The organism is Draconibacterium sediminis (assembly GCF_000949475.1).
Lineage (GTDB): Bacteria > Bacteroidota > Bacteroidia > Bacteroidales > Prolixibacteraceae > Draconibacterium > Draconibacterium sediminis.
Window position 1 is genome coordinate 95,999 of the sequence record NZ_JRHC01000001.1, and the last position, 26,068, is coordinate 122,066.

Annotated in this window: 24 protein-coding genes and 1 tRNA gene; 11 read left to right on the forward strand and 14 right to left on the reverse strand. The window is 40.4% G+C overall.

Going from position 1 to position 26,068, the window contains the following annotated elements; genetic code table 11:
• Window positions 1–129 precede the first annotated feature (129 nt).
• A complete protein-coding gene (locus tag LH29_RS00385) occupies window positions 130–2,508 on the forward strand; it encodes a penicillin-binding protein 1A (protein WP_045025601.1) in 2,379 nt (792 codons plus the stop codon).
• Between the two features lie 67 nt (window positions 2,509–2,575).
• Here LH29_RS00385 and LH29_RS00390 read toward each other — a convergent pair whose 3' ends face one another.
• From LH29_RS00390 to ispG, 4 genes are all read right to left on the reverse strand, one after another.
• Window positions 2,576–3,085, reverse strand: coding sequence for a hypothetical protein (locus tag LH29_RS00390; protein WP_045025602.1), 510 nt, complete (start codon window positions 3,083–3,085; stop codon window positions 2,576–2,578).
• A gap of 204 nt (window positions 3,086–3,289) precedes the next feature.
• Entirely contained in the window at window positions 3,290–5,380 is a 2,091-nt protein-coding gene (locus LH29_RS00395) for a M3 family metallopeptidase (protein ID WP_157493512.1), read from the reverse strand.
• A 329-nt stretch (window positions 5,381–5,709) separates the two neighbouring features.
• The gene (locus tag LH29_RS00400) at window positions 5,710–6,297 is read right to left on the reverse strand and encodes a flavin reductase family protein (protein ID WP_045025603.1); all 588 of its coding nucleotides are present in this window, start codon (window positions 6,295–6,297) and stop codon (window positions 5,710–5,712) included.
• A 711-nt stretch (window positions 6,298–7,008) separates the two neighbouring features.
• Window positions 7,009–8,868, reverse strand: a complete 1,860-nt coding sequence (gene ispG, locus LH29_RS00405) for a (E)-4-hydroxy-3-methylbut-2-enyl-diphosphate synthase (RefSeq protein ID WP_045025604.1) — start codon at window positions 8,866–8,868, stop codon at window positions 7,009–7,011.
• An 88-nt stretch (window positions 8,869–8,956) separates the two neighbouring features.
• Between ispG and gldA the strand changes: the two genes are divergently transcribed.
• The 6 genes from gldA (at window position 8,957) to LH29_RS00435 (ending at window position 15,286) form a co-directional block, all read left to right on the forward strand.
• Window positions 8,957–9,871, forward strand: a complete 915-nt coding sequence (gene gldA / locus LH29_RS00410) for a gliding motility-associated ABC transporter ATP-binding subunit GldA (RefSeq protein WP_045025605.1) — start codon at window positions 8,957–8,959, stop codon at window positions 9,869–9,871.
• Between the two features lie 11 nt (window positions 9,872–9,882).
• A complete protein-coding gene (locus LH29_RS00415) occupies window positions 9,883–10,890 on the forward strand; it encodes a glycosyltransferase family 2 protein (protein ID WP_052670476.1) in 1,008 nt (335 codons plus the stop codon).
• A 113-nt stretch (window positions 10,891–11,003) separates the two neighbouring features.
• Window positions 11,004–12,803: a sensor histidine kinase gene (locus LH29_RS23480; protein WP_052670478.1), complete on the forward strand. Its 1,800-nt coding sequence runs from the start codon at window positions 11,004–11,006 to the stop codon at window positions 12,801–12,803.
• A complete protein-coding gene (locus LH29_RS00425) occupies window positions 12,800–13,570 on the forward strand; it encodes a LytR/AlgR family response regulator transcription factor (protein WP_045025606.1) in 771 nt (256 codons plus the stop codon). The genes LH29_RS23480 and LH29_RS00425 overlap by 4 nt, the downstream gene beginning before the upstream one ends.
• Window positions 13,571–13,808: 238 nt before the next feature.
• On the forward strand, window positions 13,809–15,062 hold the full coding sequence (gene metK, locus LH29_RS00430) for a methionine adenosyltransferase (protein ID WP_045025607.1): 1,254 nt from the start codon (window positions 13,809–13,811) through the stop codon (window positions 15,060–15,062).
• Between the two features lie 151 nt (window positions 15,063–15,213).
• Window positions 15,214–15,286: transfer RNA gene (locus tag LH29_RS00435), tRNA-Met, on the forward strand.
• Between the two features lie 159 nt (window positions 15,287–15,445).
• On the opposite strand, the gene LH29_RS00440 is transcribed toward LH29_RS00435, so the two are convergent.
• Window positions 15,446–16,120 (reverse strand): hypothetical protein, encoded by a 675-nt coding sequence (locus LH29_RS00440; RefSeq protein ID WP_045025608.1) that lies wholly within the window; start codon window positions 16,118–16,120, stop codon window positions 15,446–15,448.
• Between the two features lie 15 nt (window positions 16,121–16,135).
• Entirely contained in the window at window positions 16,136–16,297 is a 162-nt protein-coding gene (locus LH29_RS24480; protein WP_157493513.1) for a hypothetical protein, read from the reverse strand.
• A 506-nt stretch (window positions 16,298–16,803) separates the two neighbouring features.
• On the opposite strand from LH29_RS24480, the gene LH29_RS00445 reads away from it, so the two are divergent.
• Window positions 16,804–17,523: a hypothetical protein gene (locus LH29_RS00445; RefSeq protein WP_045025609.1), complete on the forward strand. Its 720-nt coding sequence runs from the start codon at window positions 16,804–16,806 to the stop codon at window positions 17,521–17,523.
• Between the two features lie 510 nt (window positions 17,524–18,033).
• A complete protein-coding gene (locus LH29_RS00450) occupies window positions 18,034–18,780 on the forward strand; it encodes a hypothetical protein (protein WP_045025610.1) in 747 nt (248 codons plus the stop codon).
• Window positions 18,781–18,841: 61 nt separating this feature from the next.
• On the opposite strand, the gene LH29_RS00455 is transcribed toward LH29_RS00450, so the two are convergent.
• Both LH29_RS00455 and LH29_RS00460 read right to left on the reverse strand, forming a co-directional pair.
• Window positions 18,842–19,078, reverse strand: a complete 237-nt coding sequence (locus LH29_RS00455; RefSeq protein WP_157493514.1) for a hypothetical protein — start codon at window positions 19,076–19,078, stop codon at window positions 18,842–18,844.
• A gap of 84 nt (window positions 19,079–19,162) precedes the next feature.
• Window positions 19,163–19,387, reverse strand: coding sequence for a helix-turn-helix domain-containing protein (locus tag LH29_RS00460; protein WP_045025612.1), 225 nt, complete (start codon window positions 19,385–19,387; stop codon window positions 19,163–19,165).
• 298 nt (window positions 19,388–19,685) lie between these two features.
• On the opposite strand from LH29_RS00460, the gene LH29_RS00465 reads away from it, so the two are divergent.
• The gene (locus LH29_RS00465) at window positions 19,686–19,922 is read left to right on the forward strand and encodes a hypothetical protein (RefSeq protein ID WP_045025613.1); all 237 of its coding nucleotides are present in this window, start codon (window positions 19,686–19,688) and stop codon (window positions 19,920–19,922) included.
• Between the two features lie 40 nt (window positions 19,923–19,962).
• Here LH29_RS00465 and LH29_RS00470 read toward each other — a convergent pair whose 3' ends face one another.
• Together LH29_RS00470 and LH29_RS00475 are read right to left on the reverse strand one after the other, a co-directional pair.
• The gene (locus tag LH29_RS00470) at window positions 19,963–20,271 is read right to left on the reverse strand and encodes a hypothetical protein (protein WP_045025614.1); all 309 of its coding nucleotides are present in this window, start codon (window positions 20,269–20,271) and stop codon (window positions 19,963–19,965) included.
• A gap of 199 nt (window positions 20,272–20,470) precedes the next feature.
• Window positions 20,471–20,647 (reverse strand): hypothetical protein, encoded by a 177-nt coding sequence (locus LH29_RS00475; RefSeq protein WP_157493515.1) that lies wholly within the window; start codon window positions 20,645–20,647, stop codon window positions 20,471–20,473.
• 135 nt (window positions 20,648–20,782) lie between these two features.
• On the opposite strand from LH29_RS00475, the gene LH29_RS00480 reads away from it, so the two are divergent.
• Window positions 20,783–21,037, forward strand: a complete 255-nt coding sequence (locus LH29_RS00480; RefSeq protein WP_045025616.1) for a helix-turn-helix domain-containing protein — start codon at window positions 20,783–20,785, stop codon at window positions 21,035–21,037.
• Between the two features lie 381 nt (window positions 21,038–21,418).
• Here LH29_RS00480 and LH29_RS00490 read toward each other — a convergent pair whose 3' ends face one another.
• The 4 genes from LH29_RS00490 to LH29_RS24900 all read right to left on the reverse strand — a co-directional run bounded on the left by LH29_RS00490 (window position 21,419) and on the right by LH29_RS24900 (window position 26,023).
• Complete coding sequence (locus LH29_RS00490; RefSeq protein ID WP_045025618.1) at window positions 21,419–21,883, reverse strand: hypothetical protein; 465 nt, start codon at window positions 21,881–21,883, stop codon at window positions 21,419–21,421.
• A 112-nt stretch (window positions 21,884–21,995) separates the two neighbouring features.
• Window positions 21,996–25,202: a phage tail tape measure protein gene (locus LH29_RS00495; RefSeq protein ID WP_045025619.1), complete on the reverse strand. Its 3,207-nt coding sequence runs from the start codon at window positions 25,200–25,202 to the stop codon at window positions 21,996–21,998.
• Window positions 25,203–25,223: 21 nt separating this feature from the next.
• On the reverse strand, window positions 25,224–25,664 hold the full coding sequence (locus LH29_RS00500; protein ID WP_045025620.1) for a hypothetical protein: 441 nt from the start codon (window positions 25,662–25,664) through the stop codon (window positions 25,224–25,226).
• Window positions 25,661–26,023, reverse strand: a complete 363-nt coding sequence (locus tag LH29_RS24900) for a hypothetical protein (protein ID WP_045025621.1) — start codon at window positions 26,021–26,023, stop codon at window positions 25,661–25,663. The genes LH29_RS00500 and LH29_RS24900 overlap by 4 nt, the downstream gene beginning before the upstream one ends.
• Window positions 26,024–26,068 lie beyond the last annotated feature (45 nt).

Consider the following 26,068-nt stretch of genomic DNA (forward strand, 5'->3'; position numbering starts at 1 on the left):
TCTATTTAATTGAAAATGACGATTTTATTTTTTAAAAAATAAAATATTCTCCAATTTCAAGGCGTTATTTACGTGGTTCCCATAACAGAATCGTATATATTTGTTGCCACATTAAAACGAGCGAAATTCATGAGCGAAACAAAAAAAAGCTTTAAAAAATACATCCTGATTTTCTGGTCGATCGTAGGCCTGGGTATCGTTTCCGTCTTTCTCCTTTTCTTTCTGATAGCCAAGGGTAATCTGGGTTTTATGCCAAGTTTTGAAGACCTCGAAAACCCACAAAATATTCTGGCATCGGAAATCTATTTTGAAGACGGACCGACCATCGATAAATATTTTAACCAGGAGAACCGTACTTACGTAAATTTCGAAAATTTACCACCACATTTGATAAATGCTTTGGTTGCCACAGAAGATGTTCGTTTTTACGATCATTCGGGAATTGATTTTCGCGGCCTGATTCGTGTATTTAAAGGAATTGTTACCGGCGATACCAGCTCGGGAGGTGGAAGTACCCTAAGCCAGCAGCTGGCAAAAATGCTTTTCCCACGCGATGGACTTTCCAGCAGCATGGAACTGGTAATGAGAAAATTTAAAGAATGGGTTATTGCCGTAAAACTGGAGCGCAGCTACACCAAGGAAGAGATTATTTTGATGTACCTGAACAAGTACGATTACCTGAACAACGCGGTTGGAATTCGTTCGGCAGCCGATGTTTATTTTAATACGCAACCCGACTCACTGAAACTTCACCAGGCAGCCATGTTGGTAGGTATGGCCAAAAACTCTTCGCTATTTAATCCGGTTCGCCGCCCCGAAATGGTGTTGCAACGCCGGAATGTGGTACTGAACCAAATGGAAAAATACGGCTACATTACGCCTGAAGTTGCCGACTCGGCCAAAAAAATGCCACTCGATTTGGAATATAAAAAGGTGGATTACAAACTGGGGCCGGCACCCTATTTCCGCGAATACCTGCGCTTAACGCTTACTGCCAAAAAACCGGAGCGCGAGAACTATGCTTCGTGGCAGGACCAAAAATTTATTGAGGATCTGGATGAGTGGGAAAACAATCCGCTGTACGGTTGGTGCAACAAAAACACCAAACCCGATGGAGAACCTTACGATATTTATGCCGATGGTTTAAAAATATACACCACACTCGACTCGCGCATGCAAAAATATGCGGTTCAGGCGGTTGAACAACATTTACGGTACGACCTGCAGCCTTTATTTGATGGCAGCCTGTCGGATTTGCGAAATCCGCCTTTTGCCAATAACATGAGTGCGGAAGATGTTGACAACCTGCTGAACAACGAAATCAGAAAAAGCGAACGTTACCGTGTAATGAACCGGGCCGGAAAAAGCCTCAATGAAATAAAGAAGGAATTTAACAAACCCGTTGATATGACGGTTTTTAAATGGGGTGGCGCAGTGGATACCTTGATGACTCCGATGGATTCGATCAAATATTACCTAAAGTTTTTCCGCTCGTCGTTTATGGCCATGGACACGGAATCGGGGAAAGTTAAAGCTTACGTTGGCGGCCCCAATTACCAGCATTTTATGTACGACATGGTAAAAGGCGGAAAACGCCAGGTTGGATCAACCGTAAAACCGTTTTTATACACGCTGGCCATGCAAAACGGCTTAACGCCCTGCACCAAGGTTCCCAATGTCCCCCAACAATTTATACTCTGGGACGGAAGCATTTACGAACCAAAAGATTCGGATGTTGACCCGGAGACTGACGGAAAAATGGTTACGTTAAAGTGGGGACTGGCAAATTCGAAAAACCGTATTTCTGCCTGGGTTTTAAAGCAGTTTACTCCTGAGGCCGTGGTTGAGGTAATGAAACGACTGGGGATTTACAGCCCCATCGATCCGCAACCCTCAATGATTTACGGGACCTCTGATATTACTTTATACGAAATGGTAGCGGCATTTAATACCTATGCCAATCTCGGGGTTTACATTAAACCATACTTTGTGACCCGTATCGAAGATCGCCATGGCAATGTAATTGCCCGCTTTGTTCCCGAACGCCAGGAGGCCATTGATGAGCAAACGGCTTACCTGATGCTAAACCTGTTGCAGGGAGTAATTGACCAGGGAACCGGAATCCGTTTACGTTTTTCGAACCTGTTTCGCGAAAGGGTAACCACCGATTATGGAAGTTTTAGCATGCCAATTGCCGGAAAAACCGGAACCACACAAAACCATTCTGATGGCTGGTTTATCGGCACAACACCAAAACTTACTGCCGGCGTTTGGACCGGTGCAGATTTACGAAGCATTCACTTTAAAACCATTGCATCAGGGCAGGGAGCCAATATGGCACTGCCAATCTGGGGTTATTTTTACAAGAAGGTTTTGGCCGATGAATCAATCGGTTACAAAGAAGACGAAATGGAATTTAAAAAACCTGCAGGCTTTAACATCAACCTCGATTGCGACGAACTGGAGAACAGGAGTTCGAATCCGGAAGAATTCGACGACTTCTTTTAGAAAGATATCTGGTCATACTCTCACTCAAAGTGAGGGTATGACTATATACCAACTAACTTTTTACATTTCAGTTACCTTTTTCAATACTTAAAAGGTATTCACTTTTCGGAGCATAATTAAAAATCAATTGATCACCCTCGGCGCAGAGTTCAAATAATTCTTTATCAACGTTGAAATTTATACCATCAACAACAAACTCAAACTTTTCAGTATAAGCCTTAGACATATTGCTGCCCAGTGCAGAGGCATGATAAATAGTTGACTTTGATTTGTTCATCAAGGTTTTTATTACCTGAACTTTTTCATTGAATTGCAAATCGCGATAGTATTTATTACATATCAGAAAGTTCAGGAGCACTGCAGAACTCAACGTTCCGATTGTAATTAAACCTGCTATTTTAAGATTTAATCCATTGGGATTCGTATCAAAGGATAACTCGTAAATCGTTACTCCAATAACTGTTGCAAGAACAAATACCAGCAACGATAAAATCAATCCCATTTTACATTGATCTCTCAAATTCTTTCTATCGGTTTTTGTAAGACCCCGGTGCATTTGTTTGTTTTTGGCTTTCATTGTTTGTATTGGTTAATGATATGTGTAAAGATATAAATTCCGAATCTTTATCATAACTATAATTTTCTGCTACTGAGCACAATTACCACTAATAGCCGTTCCAGAATGTTTCCATAAAAAAATGGCACCTCAAAACGAGATGCCATTTTCAATATTGTTTAGTGATAGCCTCACTCCACAAGTGAGACCATCACGTTTAAAAGCTTACAATAATCCACTGCGTTTTAGCAGTGCATCAACCTTTGGCTCCTGACCGCGGAAACGTTTGTAGAGCGTCATAGGATGCTCAGTTCCACCTTTTTCCAAAATATTTTCGCGGAACGAAGCAGCCACATCTTTATTAAAGAGGCCTTTTTCTTTGAATACGCTAAATGCATCGGCATCCAGCACTTCGGCCCATTTGTAACCGTAATATCCGGCTGCATAACCTCCGGCAAACAAGTGCCCGAATTGTGTACTCATACAAACACCGTCGATTGAAGGGAAGATCTGCACTTTCTTCCACGCACTTTCTTCAAAATCTTTCACATCGCCTTCAAAAGGTTTTTCCAGCGTATGCCAGGCCATATCCAAATAACCAAAACTCAACTGGCGAACCGACAAATAACCTGCAAGGTAATTTTGCGAATCAACAATTTTTTGTACCAGCTCGGCCGGAATTGGCTCACCGGTTTCGTAATGTTTTGCAAAACGATCGAGGAAGTCTTTTTCAACTGCCCAGTTTTCCATTATCTGCGATGGAAGCTCAACAAAGTCGCGGTAAACATTGGTTCCCGACAAGCTTGAATACGTTGATTTTGCCAGCATTCCGTGCAGTGCGTGGCCAAATTCGTGCATAAATGTTTCCACCTCGTTAAAGGTTAACAAAGCCGGCTTGCTTGAAGTTGGGCGGGTAAAGTTCATTACAATGGTTACATGCGGGCGCGAATCAACGCCATTCTCCATCCACTGTCCTTTAAAATCGTTCATCCAGGCACCACCACGTTTTCCGGGGCGCGGGTGAAAATCGGTATAAAATACGGAAAGGAAAGTGCCATCGGCATCAAACACCTCGTAGGCTGTAACCTCATCGTTGTAAACCGGAATATCTTTATTCTCTTTAAACGTTACGCCAAAAAGTTCGGTGGCCAGGCCAAAAACGCCGTCAACAACGCTGCTTAACTCAAAGTATGGTTTTAGCATTTCGTCGTTCAGATCGAATTTTTCCACCTTTAGTTTTTCGCTGTAGTAGCTCCAGTCCCAGGGCATTAAATCGCCTTCAAAACCATTCTTGCGGGCATAGGCTTCAATCTCAGCTTTTTCCTCTTTTGCCACTTTGTACGATGCCTCATACAAATCGTTGAGCAAACCGTAAACGCCATCGGCATTCATTGCCATTCGGCGCTCCAAAACGTAATCGGCATAGTTTTTATACCCCAGTAGTTTTGCCATTTCCAGGCGTAACTCCACAATACGTTTTACATTTTCCTGGTTATCCAGCTCATCTCCTTTAAACGATTTCGAGCCGTACGCCATATACAACTCTTTGCGCAAATCGCGGTTATCGGCATATTGCAATACGGGCAGGTAGCTTGGCATCGAAATATCGAAAGTCCAACCTTCCTGATCTTTTGCTTTTGCCTTTCCGGCAGCTGCTTCCAAAGCACCTTCCGGTAATCCGGCCAGCTTGCTTTTGTCGGTAATGTTTAACTCGTACTTATTGGTTTCTTTTAGTACGTTCTCGCCAAAATCGAGGCTTAACTTCGATAACTCGGTGCTGTACTCGCGAAACTTTTCTTTATCGGTGTCCGACAAATTGGCTCCGCTGCGTACAAAACCAATGTAGTTATTCTCCAGAAGCGTTTGTTGCTCGGTGGTTAAATCCAACTCGTCTTTTTTGTTGTACACGGCTTTAACGCGCTCAAAAAGTACCGGATCTAACGAAATGTCGTTCTGAAATGCAGTTAGCATTGGCGATACTTCCTGCGCAATGCCCTGTAATTCGTCATTGGTTTCCGAACTCAGCAGGTTAAAAAATACACCCGATGTACGTGTTAACAAACGACCAACCTCGTCTAATGCAACGATGGTGTTTTCGAATGTTGGCGCCTCCGGATTATTTTTGATTTTCTCTACATCGGCCTTGCCTTGTTTTATTCCTTCCTCGAAAGCCGGCATAAAATGCTCGTTTTTAATCTTATCGAAAGGTGCCGCATTGTGCGGTGTATTAAAATCTTCGAGTAATGGATTTGTTTGTGCTGTTACCATTCCTAAATTCATTAAAAAGATTGATGCTAATAAATAGATGCTCTTCATTTTTCTCACAATTAAATATTATTCTGACTAGTCTTCAGAAAGTTTAAAGGATTACAAAAAAAGAGCGGAAATTGTTTAAAAAGAATGATTTATTTCATTTAGAGAGGGTACGACAAGCTTCCGTTTTTTATCAAAATCCTGCTTATACTTCACCCGTACCACTATCGGAAAACCTTATTTCTTTAATCTCAACCTTAGTAGAAATCGGATTGAAATAATAACCCAAACCTTATTTCTTTAACAATAGTTTTCTCATTCAATTAGGTTAATAAGGTTTTGTTCCTGCTACATTCGTTACTACTAAGGTTTTTCTCAGAATAAGGTTTATTTTACTTATTTCGTTTCTTTTTCGTTTTTTTCTTCTCAACCGACCAGCCAAACTTGCCAATACGTTTTCCCATACCGAAATAGTGTCCATGACTGTAAACCAGAGGATTTGCCTTGGAGAAACTGAAAGCCTGTTCTTCATTCATATAAGTATCGTCGACTGAAACGCTTACCACCTCGGAAATAAACATGTGGTGCGAGCCCAGCTCAACAATATCTTTTACGCGGCACTCGATGTTTACCGGCGACTCCTCGATAATGGGTGCTTTAACCATTTTGGCAGGTGCAGGAGTCAGGTTCATCTCCTTCCATTTATTGTACTTACGGCCCGAGCGACAGCCACACCAGTCGGTTGCTTTTGCCAGCTTTTCGGTGGTGAGGTTGATAACAAACTCGCCGGTGCGTTTGATAATATCGTACGAATGGCGCCCCGGACGAACCGAAATATAACACATGGGCGGATCACTGTTAATGGTGCCGGTCCAGGCGATGGTTATAATGTTGTATTCTTCAGGATTTTCGCCACAACTTACCATTACTGCGGGCAGGGGATAAACAATTGTTCCGGGTTTCCAGTACGTTCGTGCCATATTCTTTTGTTTTATGCAGTGTCGTATCAAGCCTGCTCTAATGCCCCAAGTTTTGTTCTTTTTTGTTTTTACTCACCATAAAAAGACTCACGTAGCTATGGCTATGCTTGCTTTTTCTGATTTCGTAAAACTCAAAAAATAACTGCAACTTAACCGTCATTTCAGACTTGACACGACACTAGTTCTATTCAAAGATAGGAAATACAGGGCTTTTGCAATACTCTCCCCTCATTTTCATTGATCGTACTGAGTACGATGCTTCCCTCAAAAGGTTTTCTTCAATCGTACTAAGTACGATGCTTCGCCCACAGAGTTTTCTTTAATCGTACTGAGTACGTTACTTTCGATTTATTTCGTCCGGTGTCGCCAACCATTTCTATCCAACTTTCTTCGCCGGACGATTTACACCTTTATTCTATTTCCCGGCGCTTCCTGACTCCGTCAGTCGCACCGGGCTATTGACTGTCGCCCCTTTGGGGCTCTTAATAAAAGCGCTGAAAGTGCGTTGTATTTTAGCCCGGGGCAAAGTAATTCTTTGAATTGCGTCGCCCCGGGTAAATGGATGATATGTAAATCGTCCGGCATAGAAAGCTGTTCAACGCTGATGGTTGTTCCGGACGAAAATCAGAACAGTTCCATCGAAAAAGCGGCAAAAAAAAGGATCCGACCTATACAAAGATCGGATCCTTTGTTATTATATAATACTAAATACTAATCTTCAGGATCTTTCCAGTCGCCGTTTTCGCGAATCAGTTGTTCCAGTTCTTCCACGGCATTTTCGTACGGAATGTGGCGTTTTATAGGCTTCAAACCTTTGTACAGGTTTACCTTGTTATTGCCGGCACCAACAAAACCGTAATCCACATCGCCCATCTCGCCGGGTCCGTTTACCACGCAGCCCATAATACCAATTTTCAGGTGGTCGAGATGTTTAAAATGTGCTTTTACGGCACGGGTTGTTTCCTGCAGGTTAAACAGGGTTCGTCCGCAACCGGGGCACGATACAAATTCAGTTTTGGTAACACGCATGCGGCTGGCCTGCAGTATGCCAAAACTCAAATCTTTCAACTCGGTGAATGTGATATTTTCGTTGTCGTTCGACAGGCAAATTCCATCGCCGTAACCATCAATCAGCAAACCTCCAAGGTCGGCCGAAGCAGTGATCTGAAGATCCTCCAAACGGCTTTCGTTGTAGCGGCGGTAAAGTATAACTGGCACTTTCCAAATGTGCGTTTCAAGCGACATAAAGAATGCTCTCAACTCGGCCATTGGGTTAGCGTTGTAACTTTCAAGAATCAATACCGTTTTCCGGGTCTGCTTCAATTTCATGATAATCTCGGGGTGCATATCCATAAAACGGTCGAATTCCGCTTTGTTGGTACGGATAAATTTCATTCGTCCCCAGCGAGTACTTTCAAACAAGTACTCTTCAAGCGTAATTACCGGATATTCTTCGCCTTCGATATCCAAAATTTTATTTCCCGATATAAAATAATCAGGAACCAGTTTCCCGCGAATCGGGATCATCTCGCGTAAGGTTCTGTCGCCCAAATCGGCAATTACCACCGGAAGTTCTTGTCCTCCCATGTTGAGTACCGGACGTGTATCGCGGCGCTCGTATTCAAACGGGTTGGTTTGTGCAATCATTGGTGCCGAAATCGGCTCGTGATTCTGGTAGCGTTTAAAATGATTTACCAGTTTTAATGCCACCGGAATTTCGTTTATCGGCGCTTCGGTTAACGAAATGCGCACGGTGTCGCCAATTCCGTCGCTCAACAAGGCACCAACTCCAACGGCCGATTTTATACGTCCGTCTTCACCTTCGCCGGCCTCGGTAACTCCCAAATGAATCGGGAATTTCATATTCTCGAGGCGCATTTTAAAGTTCAGTAAACGAACGGTGTAAACCATTACGCGTGTATTGCTCGATTTTATCGACACCACTACGTTGTTAAAATCTTCTTTTTTACAAATGCGTAGAAATTCCATCACCGATTCAGCAATTCCGGCCGGAGTATCGCCATAGCGGCTCATTACTCTGTCGGAAAGCGATCCGTGATTGGCACCAATCCGCATGGCGGTTTTGGTTTCTTTCAGCATTTTTATAAACGGCACAAACTGCTTTTCAATAATATCAAGCTCTTGTTTGTACTCTTCGTCGGTATAGATTTTATTTTTGAATTGTGCTCGTTTGTCGTAGAAATTTCCCGGATTGATACGCACTTTCGATACGTACTGAGCGGCAACTTCGGCCAGTTTCGGATTGAAATGGATATCAGCAATCAACGGTGTATTGTACCCTCTGTCAACCAGTTCTTTCTTAATAACCTTAAGGCTTTCCGCATCCGACAAGCCCTTTACGGTTACACGAACATAGTCGGCACCGGCTTTTACCACGCGGATAATCTGCTCAATTGTAGCATCGGTATCCGTGGTGTTGGTATCGGTCATTGTTTGAATCCGGATGGGCTGACTGCTACCAACGGGAACTCCTCCAATGTTCACTTCTACTGTTTCTTGACGTTGATAGCGGGTTAAATCTTTAATATAGTTGAAATTACGATCCTTCATCAATTAATCTGTTAAGCTGAACTGCAAATTTAAAGTAATGCTTCTAAAATAAAAAGAATCCTCTATTTTTGTTTTGCATTCTTTAATTATGATTGTTGAAACAAGAAATATCACAAAATTGTTTGGCAAACAGAAAGCACTCGATTCGATTAGTTTCTCGGTAAACAAAGGCGAACTCGTTGGTTTTCTGGGGCCTAACGGAGCCGGCAAATCTACTACCATGAAAATTATTACCGGTTATCTTCCGCAAGATGAAGGTGATATTTTGATCGACGGGGAGAAAGTTTCGGGGCAAAACCTCGAATATAAAAAGCAAATTGGCTATTTACCCGAGCATAATCCGCTTTACACCGACCTTTATGTGAAGGAATTTCTGGAGATAACAGCCGGTTTTTACCACCTGAAGAACAAAAAACAACGCATTGCTGAAATGATCGACCTTACCGGGTTGGGAATTGAGCAGCACAAAAAGATACGTGCCCTGTCGAAAGGTTACCGCCAGCGTGTGGGTTTGGCACAGGCTTTAATTCACGATCCGTCGATATTGATTCTGGATGAACCAACAACCGGTCTGGACCCGAACCAGCTGGAAGAAATCCGGACTTTGATCCGAGAGATCAGCAAAGAGAAAACGGTAATTCTATCGTCGCACATTATGCAGGAGGTGGAAGCCGTGTGCAACCGCGTGCTGATAATCAACAAGGGAAAGATTGTTGCCGATGGCGATATCAAGGATGTAAAAGCCGGAATCAATATTCAAAACCAAATCGTAATTGCCGGATTTAGAGAAAATGTTTCGGAAGATCAGCTTTTACAAATCTCCGGCGTTAACAGCGTTACGCAAAACGAACTGGGCTGGGAAATTGAGGCCGGAGCTGAAGCCGACATCCGGCAGAACATTTTTCAGTTTGCCGTTGCCAATAAACTCACGCTGCTTACCCTTTTTGAAAAGCAACAAAACCTGGAGAACGTTTTCCATCAACTTACCCGTAATCAGACCTGAGAATTTTAGTAATGAGTAGTGAGACAAAACCTGAGCTTTCAGTTGTACTCCCCTTTTTTAATGCTGAAAAAACATTAAAAGCAGCGATAAAAAGCATTTTGGATCAAACTTTTTGGGATTTTGAATTACTGCTGATCAATAATAAGTCCACCGATGCTAGTCTGCAAATTGCAAAAACACTCTCCAAAGCCGATCGGCGCATTCATATTTTAAACGAAAGTAAAGCTGGTGTAGCCAATGCCATGAACTGCGGATTAAAAAACGCCCGCGGCCGTTTCATTTCCCGCATGGATGCTGATGATGTGGCCCACCCTGAAAAACTACAGAAACAATACAACTACCTCGAAAATAATCGGTCAATTGATTTTCTGGGCTGCGAAGTTGAATACGTTCCGCACATTGCCGAAAATAAAGGCTTCCGGCGATTTGTAGATTGGGCAAACTCGTTTCACACTACTGACGAAATTGAGCTAAAGCAGTTTATTGAGATTCCGGTAATTAACCCGACGATATTTTTTCGCCGCGAGCTCTTTGATAAATACGGGGGCTGCCGCGACGGTAATTTCCCCGAGGATTACGAAATGCAACTGCGCTACCTGAGCCATGGAGCAAAATTGGCGAAACTACCTGAAAAGCTGCTGGAGTGGCACGATTACTCCACCCGATTAACCCGCACCGACGAGCGTTATTCCACGGAAGCTTTTTTCCAAACCAAAGCCTTTTATTTTAAACAGTGGTCGGAGCAACACAATCCGCTTCACCCCAATATCTGGATTTGGGGAGCCGGGCGCAAAACCCGCCAGCGAAGTGCTTTTCTGCAAGAACATGGGCTGAACATCGAGGGCTACATCGACATAAAAAAAACTAAACCCGATGCCATTTTCTACCAAGATCTTCCCCAACACGGGCGGCTGTTTATTGTGTCGATGGTAACCAATACCGGCGCCGGAGAAAAGATCAGGGCCTTTTTACAGGAACGGAATTATGTGGAAGGGAACGATTTTATCCTGATGGGATAGGAACGATGCCGATAAATGCAGAATATTCCCTAAATTCAGCACTTCATCGGAAAAAGCTGAATTACCAAATGATAACACTGTTTATTTGACCTGAATTTTAAAACCAAACTATTATGAAACAGTTGTTATTTACCCTTCTTGCGTTTATTACTTTTCTAAATACAGTTCGTGCGGAAGATTCTCACTCATTTGAAGGAACTTCCTGGAATATTATCAGGGAAAGATTATTCAACGGAGAAAACTCAAACGCTTATCGTTTTGAAGATGATATCCGTTTTCAGCTAATCGGAGCAAAAACGCATCAGGATTCGGCCATCGTAACGCAAATGATTGTCGAATTAAACGGACTGCTTGAAACCATTCAAATAAAAATGGTAGATAAAGATCCTAACTTCACACTTACCATATTACAGGAAGAAGGTGGACAATCATCCAATTCCAGACAGCTAACTTCAGGTTACAATATAATATCGGTTAACCTGGAACTCGGAATCCAGGGAGCTTTTAGCGACAAAGAATCAATAAAACAAATTTATTATCATACCATTCGTCAATTAACAAAGCTCTTCGCACCACGGTTTGGAAGCTCTGGTTACGGCGGTATTTTTGATTCATCAAAAGCCTCTGAATCTGAATTCAAGGAAAAAGACAAAGATCTTCTTAATCAACTATATTCACCTGATTTCTATAAAGAACTAAGAAAAAACACCGTAAGAAAATACGGTTTTCTATATTATTTAAACCTGAGATTTGAGGGATGGATCAAGAAATTTTCCATCATTGTTACTGTCATATTAATAGTACTACTTTTTCTTTTACTACTATCTTATCCCGCTATTTCTTCATCCCAAAAAGGTTTTTGGGATTACCTAAAGCGGCAATCAATTACCCTAATTGGTATTTCCATAATCTATGGGGTTTATAGCTTGCCGAACGCTATTCCATTTTTTGAATTCATGAACGGATTCTATCATCTTTTTATAAATCTGGTAGAATTAATACTTTATGGTGTTCCTGCTCTAATTCTTATCTATTATTCTGACCGACTACTTTTGAAAAGGATAAATAATTTCTACCAGCAACAGATTTATGTATTAATTACAACTTTCCTATTCATTCTTTTAAGTTATTGGCTAATTTCAATTCCATTTGCCTTTTCAATCTCCCGAGAATATGGACAAACCTTTAATATCACTGATCATTTGAGACTTACTAAACTTGTAGACATAACAATCATTGCCAGTTTGCGCGTTCTCTACAATTTCATACAATTCCGCATCCAAAGCATGGTGAACCAAAAAGACGTTGAAATTGCGAAAATGAAAGAGCTGAAAAACCAGGCCGAATTGCATGCTTTACATTCGCGAATTAATCCGCACTTTTTATACAATTCGTTAAATTCTATCGCCAGCCTGGCACATACCGATGCCGATAAAACCGAAAACATGGCCACCGGACTTTCTGATCTGTTCAGGTACTCGATCAACAAAGAAAACAAAACCTTTGTGTCGGTTGCCGAAGAATTGGAAATGGTAAAAAAATACCTCGAAATAGAAAAAACACGTTTTGGCAACCGGCTGACCTACGAAATAAATGCCGGAGAAAGTACAGTGGAAAAACAAATTCCAAAATTCCTGATTCAGCCACTGGTAGAAAATGCCATTAAACACGGGCTTTCGAAAATGAAAGGCAATGGAAAAATACGTGTAGAAATAAAACAGGAAGGAAAAGATCTGCTCCTTTCGATATTTGACAACGGCCCCGATTTCCCGGACGAACCGGTAAGTGGTTACGGCCTGCAAAACCTGCACGATAAGCTGGATATAATTTACGGCAACCAGGCGCTTATTAACTGGGAGAATGGTGCGCACAAAAATTTTACTATTATGCTGAAAAATCAGTTTGAATTATGAATACCGGACAAGCTTATAAAACAATAATAGTTGACGACGAACCCTTGGCACGATTACGATTGCAGACATTGCTTGGAGAATATCCGGAGAAATTTGAGCTTGTTGCCGAAGCCGAAAACGGGGATGAAGCCATTGAGAAAATCAACCGTTTAAAACCGGAGTTTGTTTTTCTCGACATTCAGATGCCCGAAACCAATGGTTTTGAAGTGCTCAAAAAACTGCACTACCTGCCCAAAGTAATTTTTTGTACGGCTTACGACGAGTTTGCCCTGCAGGCTTTCGACACCAATTGTATCGATTACCTCGTAAAACCACTCACCAGGGAACGTTTTGCAAAAACAATCGAAAAAATCGGGCAAATAAACGGAACCACTTCAGAAATTAACCTGGATAATCTGATTGCCCAATTTAACCGGGAGTACAAAAAAAACGATGCCACCTCCATTCCGGTAAAAGTTGGCGACCGTGTAATTTTTGTACGACTCGACGAGGTATCCTTCTTTCAGGCTGATGAGAAGTATGTTACCGTTGTTACCAAACATTCGAAATCGTATACTTTGGATTCGAGCCTAAAAAAACTGGCCGAAAAACTTCCCGACAGCTTTATTCGCGTCCACAAATCTTACCTCATCAATAAAAACCTTTTAAAAGAAGTTAGAAAACACTTTAATAATCGTTTTGTGCTGATTATCGACGATTACAACCAAAGTAAAATTACCAGCGGAAGAAGCTATTATCAGGAAATAAAAGCATTGTTTGAAATGTAGCCATGAACTTTTTTTTGATTTTGAATCACCTCACTATTCAGAATAATTTCAAATAAGCTTTTTTATTCAAAATAAACCTATTACATTTGCTCCCGCTACGTGGAAAGATTTGAGATTGATTGCAACCACATGAAAAAAACGCTAAAACAATCGCATTTTTCAATATCAATCGAATATCCCGCAGTTTTAAAATTTAGTATTTAATGTACTGATTAACTTCAGTTTAAAAAGGGATTTTATGAATTATTTATTTACAAGCGAATCAGTATCGGAAGGCCACCCGGATAAGGTAGCCGACCAGATTTCAGATGCATTACTCGACCAGATTCTGGCTTTTGATTCGAACTCGAAAGTAGCCATTGAAACACTGGTTACAACCGGACAGGTTGTTGTTGCCGGCGAGGTAAAATCGCAGGCTTATGTTGACGTGCAGGAAGTTACCCGAAACGTAATTAACCAGATTGGCTACACCAAAGCGGCCTACCGTTTTGATGGCGATTCGTGTGGTGTTTTAACTGCCATTCACGAACAAAGTGATGACATTAACCGCGGTGTTGACCGTGAAGAAAAAACCGAACAAGGTGCGGGCGACCAGGGAATGATGTTTGGATATGCCTGTAAAGACACCGAAAGTTATATGCCGTTAACGCTCGATCTGTCGCACAAAATTTTGCAGGAGCTTGCCGTTATTCGCCGCGAAGGTAAGGTGATGACCTATTTGCGTCCCGACTCAAAGTCGCAGGTAACGGTTGAGTACAACGACTCGAACGAGCCGGTGAAAGTGCATACCATTGTAGTATCGACACAACACGACGAGTTTGATGCCGACGAACCCATGCTGGCAAAGATTAAGGATGATGTGATCAATATTCTTATTCCACGCGTAAAAGCGCAATTGTCGGAAGAAGTGCAGGCTTTGTTTGGCAACGACATTATTTACCACGTAAACCCAACAGGTAAATTTGTTATTGGCGGGCCACATGGCGATACCGGATTAACCGGACGAAAAATTATTGTTGATACCTACGGCGGTCGTGGAGCCCACGGTGGTGGTGCTTTCTCAGGTAAAGATCCATCGAAAGTTGACCGCTCGGCAGCTTATGCATCGCGCCACATTGCTAAAAACCTGGTAGCAGCGGGTGTTGCCGACGAGATTCTTGTCCAGCTTGCCTATGCCATTGGAGTTGCCCAACCGGTGGGTGTTTTTGTAAATACCTACGGCCGTTCGAATGTTGGTATTACCGACGGAGAAATTGCGGAAAAAGTGAAAGCTATTTTCGATCTTCGCCCGGCAGCAATTGAAGAGCGCCTTAAGTTACGTAACCCGATTTACCTTGAGTCGGCTGCTTATGGGCACATGGGGCGCGAGCCAAAAACCATTACGAAAACTTTCGAGTCGCCATACAGTGGTAAGGTTACCAAAGAGTTAGAACTTTTCACCTGGGAAAAACTCGACTTTGTTGACACGATTAAAGAGACTTTCGGACACTAGTTCCGAGGGGTTGTTTAATATACGCCGAAAGGACGGTACTTGTGCCGTCCTTTTTTTATTCATTTTTTTTGAGAGAAGTTGCAGTTTAAAAAAAAGGTATTATATTTGCACCCGCGTTCAAGAAGACATTTCAAAAGAAATAAAGATATATTGCGGGATGGAGCAGTTGGTAGCTCGTTGGGCTCATAACCCAAAGGTCGTAGGTTCGAGTCCTGCTCCCGCTACTTTTAAAAACAATAGAAGCCTTTAGGTCAATGACTTAAAGGCTTTTTTGTTTTATCTTGGGACACATAGAAGACATTTTCATCGATTTGAAATCTTATGTGAAAACAAAAAAGCCGGATTACGTCCAGCTTTCAAATAAAATCTCCAGATAATTTTCGTCAAGGATTACCTGCTCGAACAAAGAAGGCCAATATGTAATCCAACACATTAAGCTTGTCTGCAAGTAGAATTACAAGTAAGCCCCCAAATACTCTTACTAAGTACGGATTAATCCTTTTCCAAAAACCTGCACGTTCCTGCCTTTTCCTTTCTTCTTCCAAAACAGCTACGTGCGAATCAACAATTGAATGAATCTCTTTCAGCCGTTCTTTTTTCGATTCGTAACTCTCAAATGGACCAGGATTAATATCACCATCCACATTTTTATTTTTACGAATCTCATCAATCTCATGCTGGATAGTTAATATCTCAGCTTGAATTTCATTATAATATTTTGGAAAGACTGTATTTATCACCGAAGGCTTATACTGACTAACTATACCGTATATATCTATACCAATATTTGAAACAATTATCTCATACACATCGTAACCTGCTCTATTTAAATGAGATTTTGCCTCCATTAAATTATTTGACAAATCCTTAGGACTGTCCATCATACACCCTTTCATTATATGATCTAAAGTATTACGTAGCTCATTAAAAGGAGCCATATAAGTTTCCTTCAGAGGATCAGTTCCTTCTGCTTCAATAATAGCATCCTTAACTTTAAAATATAACGGTGCAATCTCTTCTCTCAAGACAGAGTGGAACTTAATTGGCAGGTTTTCCATTTGATGTTGAGAATATTAAAACTTAAGGCTCAAGAATCTTTGAACCATGCTTTCTGATTGATATTTCATTTTAATTCGTTTCAGACGCAAACGAATAGAACCAATAACTCCTCTAAAGTCAATTTCTTCAACAGATTTTATTGAATTCAAATCTTTATATCCGTGATTGGTTTTCATATATATTCTCTTAGTATAATTTTTAGTGGAGTGCAAATATAAAACAAATATTTTATCAACAATCCCAAATTAATGACAATTTCGCATAAAAAACAACATCTATCTTTCTCTTAACTATTCAATGTACTCATTTTTTGTCAACTTTCAAAACACTAAAATACTACCGCTTTGTGCTATTTGTCTATATATCTGTGCTTTGTTATTTTTATTTATTCTAATTCTAACAACTTTGATCCATCGAAAATAATTATAAACATTATCAACAGGACGAGCTTAGCTTCTATTTTAACTAAAAAATACTGTTAATAACGAACCATTTAACAATATTTTGAATGGTAAAATTACCTTTATAACAGATTATCGTACATAAAAATTCCCGACATAACTTCGATTTACAGTAAAACTACACCTTGAAGCTTTGTGCATTGGAGCAATCCCAAAACTTCGACAAGGTATCAGATTTGACATAAAATGATAACTTTAACAAAGATAAATACCTATTATTTATGGTCAACAAAAAACAACTTCCACTTAAACTATGTAGAGATATTGAAGAAATCTATAGTGATATTCGAAAAGTCGCCGTAGCAAAACAAAATATAATTGTCATCGAGAAGGAAGAAGACCTTCACATCAAGATTATAGATAATGACCCAAATTCGGATTTCTTCCTTTCAATCCTAAATCCAAAATTCAATAGGAAGTCAATTTTTGAGATGAAGTGGAAACCCATGAATTCTATATCACTAGACACCCATACAACAAAGGTTGACAAAGAAAATGTAATCAAATATTTTGTTACTTGGATTGATACTATCGAAGCTTACAACTCTGTATACCTATCTCCAGATGAGAAAATCCTAAAACAATATGAAACTGAATTCTTTGACAGTTTCGAAATAATTGATGAAGACGCCGACTACAATTCTTTCGATTTTGAAAGACAACTTATAATTCAAAAGTTCTTAGAATCAACTTTGAAGATTTTAGAAGAGCATCCTTCGGATACGAAATTGATTGAAGAAGAAGTTAATGACCTTAAAAAAAACATCCCTAACTTAACGAAGAAAGTCATAGTAAGACGGATTAGTAAGATTCTTGCACTGGCTAGAAAACATAGTTTAAATATGTGTAAAGCAATTTACATTGAAGTGAAAAAGCAACTGATTTCAAGAGCTGTCACTGGTGGCCTTGATTTCATTTTCGATTCAATTTCAAATCTATGATGACTTTCTATCCATTCTCGAAATTAGGCTATAACAATGCTCTACAATAATTACTAGCTTCGCGGTTAACAAAATATTAATAGCTTTGGATAAAATCAAAATCGACCCAAATGGACCATTACTCAGCGGTTTACAAAAGACTTACTAAGATTACTAAAATACACTTTGCAAAGGAATTGAACTATACGTCAATTGTATTTGAAGATTTGTTCCAGGCAAGAAATTTACTCACCGAAAAAGAAATGTACATTCTTGTTGTCAATGGGTATTGTATAAGATTTATCACAGGATCACTTTTATTGAGAACTTTAGCTCCTTATTAGTAGATAGTATTCGAGAGCAAGAAATGGAACATGAAAGGTTAAAAGGCCTCGAAAATGAATTTACCCATGGAATTCGGCTTGACGAAGCAATTAAGAAGCAGTGGGCTGAAGTTTATCATCAGAAGGGGCTACTGAAAAAGATTTATGAATTAGGAACACAAATTAAAAACCAAGATTATTAATCCAAATGAACAATTCAATTATCGATCAACTAGGCAAAAAGTACAACCGCTGGGCCATTATTATCATTTGCTTAGGAGCGCTTTTTATAGTCACTTTCCCTTGGTTACTTAGTCAACACTATTGGAAATTTGACTTTACAGAAACCGGTCAGATTGGAGACACCATCGGCGGAATAACCGCACCAATAATAGGCTTTATGTCGGCAATTCTAATTTACCTCTCTTTTATGATTCAACACAGGGCAAACCAAATTCAATGGAAAGCTATTAGAGATGAACAATTGTTGAACCGCATCCCATCATCGATTAGTGAGATTCAGTTAATAATACAAAATGAAAAAGATAGTGAATCCAAACCTATTGATCAGTTAATATACCGTATTGGCAAACGAAGCGAAGAAAATGGACTGCATAAACTAAGATACTGGTCTGTATATGGTCATTCATACAAAAAACTAACCATTTATTTAGAAAGAACAAGTATTATTATCAATCAAATAATCACTTCAGGCATTGATAATACGCTAAAAAAGGATCTGCTATTCTCCGTAATAGACACTGATAGTTACTGGTATGATGACTTTTTCAATCTACAGTACCGACTTAATATGTATTTCAAAGCAATGGCTGATGAAACGGAAATAAATCAAGAATTTCAAATAAATATAGACGAATACAGAAGACTTTTCTCGCGATTAACAAAATATATTAATGAAATTACGAAAGTTAGACAAGATCTATTTCAGAATTAAAACAAACCTAAAGAATTCAATCCAATACATACAGGAGCTAGTTTGATATTTCACCTAGCAACTAAACCAAATACAAGGCCCCGTCTTCGATCTCGCCAATGTATTCACCTGCAGGTACCACTGTATCAAATTCCGGATAGTAAGCCTTGAGTGTTTTCCCTTCATTGCGAATTCGTGTAAGGATCCTGATTATCTCATCTTCTGAACCGGCCGCAATGATCAACAACGGGACCAGCTCATAGAGTTCACCTTCTCCCCTGGTTATTAAGAAGTGTTCCAGGAGATCCTCCAAGCTCATATTTTTCAATTCCGAGATCATAACTTCAAAGATATCAATAAAGTACCAAATTAAGGGACTGGTGTCCCACCATGCGTAAGGGTTTTAGTCCTGAGGGGATATGAACCTTGCCCCCTCACCTGTTAAAAGCCAGTTAAGGTTGACCCGAAGCCGGTGGTAGAGCATAATCATTGTGGCTTGCTTAAGATGTATGGCCCCGGATTCAACCTTGTTTATGTATTGAATAGACTCATCCAACCGACGGCCAAGTTCCGCCTGGGTGATGTTCAACTCTTTTCTGATCTCTGTTAATCGCTTACTTGTTTCCATGACTTAATATTTTAAATGTTCAAGTCAAAGGTACCGGGATAAAGATCTTGATTCAATACCATAAATGAGGGAAAAAATGTGTCCACCTTTTTATCCTTTCATCGAGGATAAAATGATGAAAAAACAATCACAAAGTAAAGTTTTTCAAACGGCCAAATCGAGCACCAAATGCTAACACTCTGATTTTCACCACATACTATATACCCTCAAAAGTTGTCCTTTCATATTCCAAAGGGAATTCCCTTTTTCGCAGGGCGAGGCAGGGCTTTGTCGATTGCAAATTTTTAAAGCGTAAATTATGTCTGAAAAAAAGCAATCGACATCAGAACAGAGCCAGGGAAGCTCAACAATCAGATTTTGGAAATGGTCATTCGAAAATGTAGAAATCAACTTTAGAACAGTTATCCTTTTTTGCTTCTTTATCGCGATTTCAGGTATCATGGCAATTGTCCTTTTTATTGTATTTCTAATAATTACTATTAAGCTGGAATTGTTTGAACATGTTAAACAACTAATTGAAGCAATTAAGGCATAAAAAAACCTCCCGAAGGAGGCTCTTTTGAATGCCTGTAAATCTATTTTACTTCCATACGTGCAAAAGATTCAGCAAGAAACTTTGCATAGTAGATATCACCAGCTGTAGGTAGCATACCTTGAATGTCTATGCTGTTATTAATCGCCTCGGTCGTTAATTGTGCAATACAATAAATCATGTCACGAATCACACCGGCAAATTCTTTCGGATCAGTCATTGTGAAAAGATCATCAAGTTCTACTAGTGAATACTTTGTAGCTCCAAACTTAATTGTACTACCCTCAATGGTTACCGTATTTATTTCGCCATTTTCATCTTTGAATGTGATTACATTTTTTTGATTTTCCATATCTCTATACTTTTTAAGGTTTAATAATTCGAAACAAAATGATTTGACCTGCTGGCCATAGATTTAATAAAGCTGCTCTCTTCCGAGTTGAGTTCCTTACCGCTTTTAGACTTTTCAGCCAATTGCGTTATATGAGCGTGCTCCCCACCGGAGAGAACCTCGGTACTGATCGATACATTTAATGATTGAAAGATGATTTTCATAGTGCATATTGTTTTAAGGTTTCAGTTCTAACCTGGTAGTAAGTATCAAATACCTCGGCTTTGGTAATTCCGGGCTGAGCTTTTAAATGGTCCAAAAACATTTCCAGATAACCACCAATTCCGATTGATTTAATCAGGTTGGTTTTCGATATTGTTATTTGTCTCAAATCCATTTTATTACGTTTTAACATCATTTATATATAACAAATATAACGCTTAATATCATACAAACAAATTAAATATGATATTTTAACGTAACTATTTATGATTTTTTATAACTTTGAAGCATCATAACACAATATAGAACGATGTTAGATATTAAATCAGTAATCAAGAGCAAAGGATATACAGTCACATCTTTGGCCGAAAAGATGGATATCGCTCAAGTTTCATTGAGTAGGATAATCAATGGAAATCCCAAGGTTGAAACACTAGAGAAAATTGCAACGGCCCTGGATGTAGATATCCGGGAGCTATTCATCCCAACAAAGGAAGAGAAACAAGACTTTGATTTTAAGTGTCCCAACTGCGGGACCGAATTAATTGTGAATAAAAAAAAATAGTCATGTGAGGACTCGAACCCTGTAGTTCTTTAGGACACTAGTCCCTTTCCCAGAACTTATGACCACACGCCCGCATCCATACTGTCACCAATGCCAGCACTTCAATACCTTCAGTGAACAATCATGTAAGGCAAACCCGGAAGGAATACCGGACCGCATCTTTATTTATGGCCATGCTCATAATAAACCCCGGAGAGGGCAAAAAGGAACCTTTGTTTTCACCCCGAAAGAAGCTTAAATTTCTGTCAAACTGGCTGAATTTATACTTTATGATTCAGTATTTTTTAAGCCCAAAACACAAACATCTAACAACCTGCACTTTAACAAACTCGAATTGTCCTTATAACGGCTATTATGAAAAATAAAAAGAATATCGATTACCTAGGATTCAGATTCTTTGAATAGCTTGATATTAGAAGCATATATCATTACAGATATTACTCCGGTTAAGAGCGTAAGACCGGCTATACCCCAGGGTCCCCAAACCTCAAAAGTTGAACTTGAGTAGACCATCACATAATCGGCAGCTCCCACCATTATCGCAGCAACCAAACAACTAATAACATGAATAATAATAACCATGTAAAAAAGCCATGGTGCCAGCTTTATTTCATTATGCATCTTATTCAAAATAGAAAATACAATAGGCCATAAAATTGTCATTAAAACCATCGGAACACTTAGATCTAAAGTCTCCTCTATCATATACTGTTGGATTGTTAAAGAAAAATATGCGAATGGTTCCTCCACTACTAAGTAGAAAATAGATCTCGTGATAAGGGCCAAGGCTAAAAAAACCAGAAGAAATCTAAAATTTTTTGCGCTTAAGAAGTCTGATAAATTCATGATGGTAATATGAGAAGATTATACTGATAACACTCTGAACTTAAGTAATGTTTAAAAAAGGGCGACCGAAAGTTCGGCAGCCCTTCATCATGAGTATGTGAAAAACAAAAAGCTAAATGCCTAATCCTGCTTTTAGTGTTTGGTTCATGGTTCTCAATTCTTCGTGCATGCCATCAAGATTATGGTTATATGACGTATTTTCTCGGATATCCTGCAATACTTCCAGCTGCTCTTCTGCCATGGCCAGCTGATCCATCATCGTATCGTTTGCCCGTACCTGGTATTCTCGCATCGATGAGAACTGACCAACCAATAAGGATCCTGTTTCTTCGGTAATGCTTCGCTGAATACCCTGCAATTCACTGTATCCATATGAATATTTGGAGAAGTCTAATCCTGCAATCTGTGAAAGCTCATCGTACATAGAGCTGGCATCATTTACGATGCTGTTGTATACTTCTTGCAATTTGGCCACCTCACCATCATCAAGCGCTCCGTCCGATTCTACATAGCCGGCAAAAGTCTCATACCAGTCTTTAAGCGGTTTTTCCAGATATTGCACTTTGACTGAGTTCAGGATAGCATCTCGCATGAGACCTTCGAAATTATCGGCAAAATCAGAAGCAGCATTATAACCATTCTCAAAACCATCGATTATGCTGTCAGCAATACTGTCAGCCATAGTTGCGGTTAGTAGTTTGTTTTTGGCTTCTTGCGTATCTGCATAACTATCCAGTAGCTCAGCATAGTAATCAACTGCATCAATTACCTTTTGATCTGTTACTATGCCATCATCAATTAACTGGTTGATTTTATCAAGTGAGAAATTGCCCTCGTTATCTTTTAACAGCTTTTCAAGATTGTAACTATAAGTTTCGGAGTACTTTAGATAGAAGGGTAACGATGTCTTATCATAATCAACGAAGGTTAGGCTGTCACCAAGTATCTTTTCTAACTCCTTCCGTTGTTCTTCAACATCGTCATATATTTTTTTCCCAGACACGGCGGCTCCGCTGGCTTCAAAGGTAAATGACAAATCAAGTCCTGATAATTTTTCTTCTACTTCTTTTATCTTGTTGAGATTTTCCTCAAGTAGATTGTCGTTGAAGGTGTAACGTGCGCTACCAATAGCTTCGTCACGTAGCTTTATGTAACGCTCAAGTTCGCGGTTAGATGCCGATACCCAATGCTCAAATTCTATCCATGGTTCAGCAAGTTTATCTTTCTTGTTACCAATAGCTGATGCGTATATTCCTACTATATTTCCGATAATTCCGATACCGGATGAAATGGCAGCTGTAGGATCTTCTGCGATAGAAGCAATCATATTACTCGCATTTCGTGCCATGTCTGCCAATCTTCCTACGGCTTGACCGGCTTTAGAATCCACCTCTCCAATTGCATAACTCAGAGCTCCGAGTATTTCAGAACTATCCTGCATGGCTTGTGCAAGTTCTTCCAGATTCTCTATTTGGGTACGCTGTGCGTCAATCTTATCGTATTCAGCTTCCTTCTGTTTTTCCTGCTCTTCGGTCAGCTGCTTCATCGGTTTAAGCAGCTTAGTGATCTCTTTAGTCTGCTCTTTGTAGGCTTTGGTTTGATCCTCGATAAGCTTAGAGGCGTTACCCTTAGATGCTGTTTCCGAGTTAGAATTATCAGCCCCAACAGTTCTGTTAAACGGAGTTTCCCAACTCTCGTTGATAGCCTGGTTAAATCGGTCACGTACCTTTCCATAAAACTCATCAATCTTAGCCTGCTCATCGGCAATTTTAAACCGGAGCTCAACCTCCTGTTCGATCGATACAGTACCCAGCTGTTCTTTAAGTCGTTCAATTTCGGCCTGACTTTCGCCCACGGTCCAAGGTTTTGGTTTATCACCTCCACCACCTCCGGATCCTGAACCACCTGCAGAATTCAAAACCTGACGGTAAAGCTCTTCAAGCTTTTGACGCACCTGTTCATTAATGGCGATGTCCTTTTGAACGATCTCAAGGTTTGCCTGGTTATAACGTCCCGACAATGTCGCCGGTCCAAATCCCAAAGCCGCATTAAAATTCTCGGCTTGACGCTGCAACCAACTAGGCTGTACTTTTTCCCATTGAGCGGATTCCTGACCTAAACTCACATATTCATTCTTCAACTCGATAATCTTATCAGTGATAAGCTTGAGTTTGGCTTCTTTATCATCGAGCTGATTGAGGTCTGAAAAAAGGTTATTGATTGCTGACTGAGAAGCTGGTCCGATAACGTCAGCTTGTTCATCAGTAAGGATCCTGTTGAAGAAATCAGCAATACCGGAAGAAGCTACTTTGAGCGAATCCCCAACTTGAGAGAGCTCTCTTTGCCACTTGTTGTGCACTTGACTCCACTTATTGTCTGCCTCTTCCATCATGGTCTCATAAGCTGTCTGCATGGATCCTGTGGCCTCTGACAGCGTTTTAAGATCATCTGCCGCAGCTATTGCTTTATCCCCGGTTAGAGCCAATACAGCGTTTACACCTTCAATCCTACCCATCATGTCTTTTAAGGCGGTATCAGAACCGCCAGCCATATCACGTACAGCCTGTAGAGCTTCTTGGAATGTCATGGCCTCACTCCAACCATCACCCAAATTCTCATTTAAACCTATAATGGCTTGTCTGATTTGAGTCATGGCCATGCTGGTAGTATTACCCTGTTTCGTCAGTGAAGCTGTTGCCCCCAGAATCTCTTCCAGGGAGATCTTCATTGCGCTGGCCATTGGTGCCACCTGAGCAATATTCTGAGCTAATTCCGGGAAAGTGGTTTTACCCTTTTCTACCGTTTTGAAAAGAACGTCAGCCACCTTTTCGGCTTCTGTTGCATCCTTTCCCCAGGCATTGAGAATGGTTGTTAGACCGTCTGCAGCCGTTTTCGTATCGGTTATACCGGCCGTAGCTGCTCTACTCGAAACATCCAGCAAGTTAAGACCTGCAGCGCCGTCATACCCGGCACTAGCAATTTGGTAATAGGCTTCTGCCAGCTGGATCGCATCGTCGGGACCGTTCGCGGCCAGATCAATAATGGCCTTATTCATTCCTTCCCAATCTTCCTGTGTAGCCTGAGAAATAGTTTGTACTTCTCGCATCGCTTTAGAGTACTCGTTTGAGAAATCATACGCATCATTTCCCAACTTCGCGAGAATTAAGCTTCCGGCTGCCAACGGGGCAAAAGGTGCTAACTTCCCAATGTTTCGCCCCATACCAGCAATAATCGATTCTGCTTCTGCTGACTTGGCTCTTAAACCAGCATTGCTCATTGTATTTACAAAGTGTAATCCTTGAATTCCTCCTGTCATCATATCGTTTCCTGTTTAGAGTTATTACTTCAATTCTTTGAATACTTCTTTCAAAAGCTTCCGGGTTTCCGGTACCGAACCTGTTATTACATCTATTCCCCGGGCTTCGACATAGATTCCATACTCCATGCCCGCAACACCGATTAAGGCCCAGCCTGTAGGAAGGTTGATCATTATTTCTTTTGCTAAGCGCTCAGCCGCCTCCTGCCCTTCTTTTGTTGGAGATTTCCCAATACCGCGAAGCGCCTTAAATACAATTTTCTTATCCTTTACAATCACATATCCGATAGATGACTGCAGGTTCCCAGTGTCATCCTTAAACTCCCGGTTTAGCCTGGCATTCTTAACGAACGTCTCACCAGCATACTTCAAAACCTGCAGAGTCATATCATCGGCTTTGGCTACCTGGTTCTGAATCGCCCGGATTACATTGGCAGTATTTTGTATGACTATTCGACCTTTCATTTCATCGTTTTTGAAAGTTCAACTAATAGATTAGAGACTGAATCCTCACCCAGCTCCCGGGGCTTTACCAGACTACAATCAAATATTTTCCCTTCGGCAGTTTTTACAAATACCTTATCGATATCATGTTTCGCAGCAATAGACAAAACAGCTTCAACCTGCCCGATATCTTTTTGAGTTTGCACCCAGGCAGCAAGTCGCTTTTTCTTCATTTCCGGATCCTTTTCAATTTTGAAGGATATCTGATACTGGAAGAGAACACTCTTCAAACTTTTACCGATCAGCTCATTTACTTTCCGTGTGAAAATTTCCGGCGTTATGAGAATTTTCTTTGCTGTATTTTTGCTCGTTGCTGCCATGTCTTATAATTTATTATATGAAAATCAAAACTGAACCACCTATAA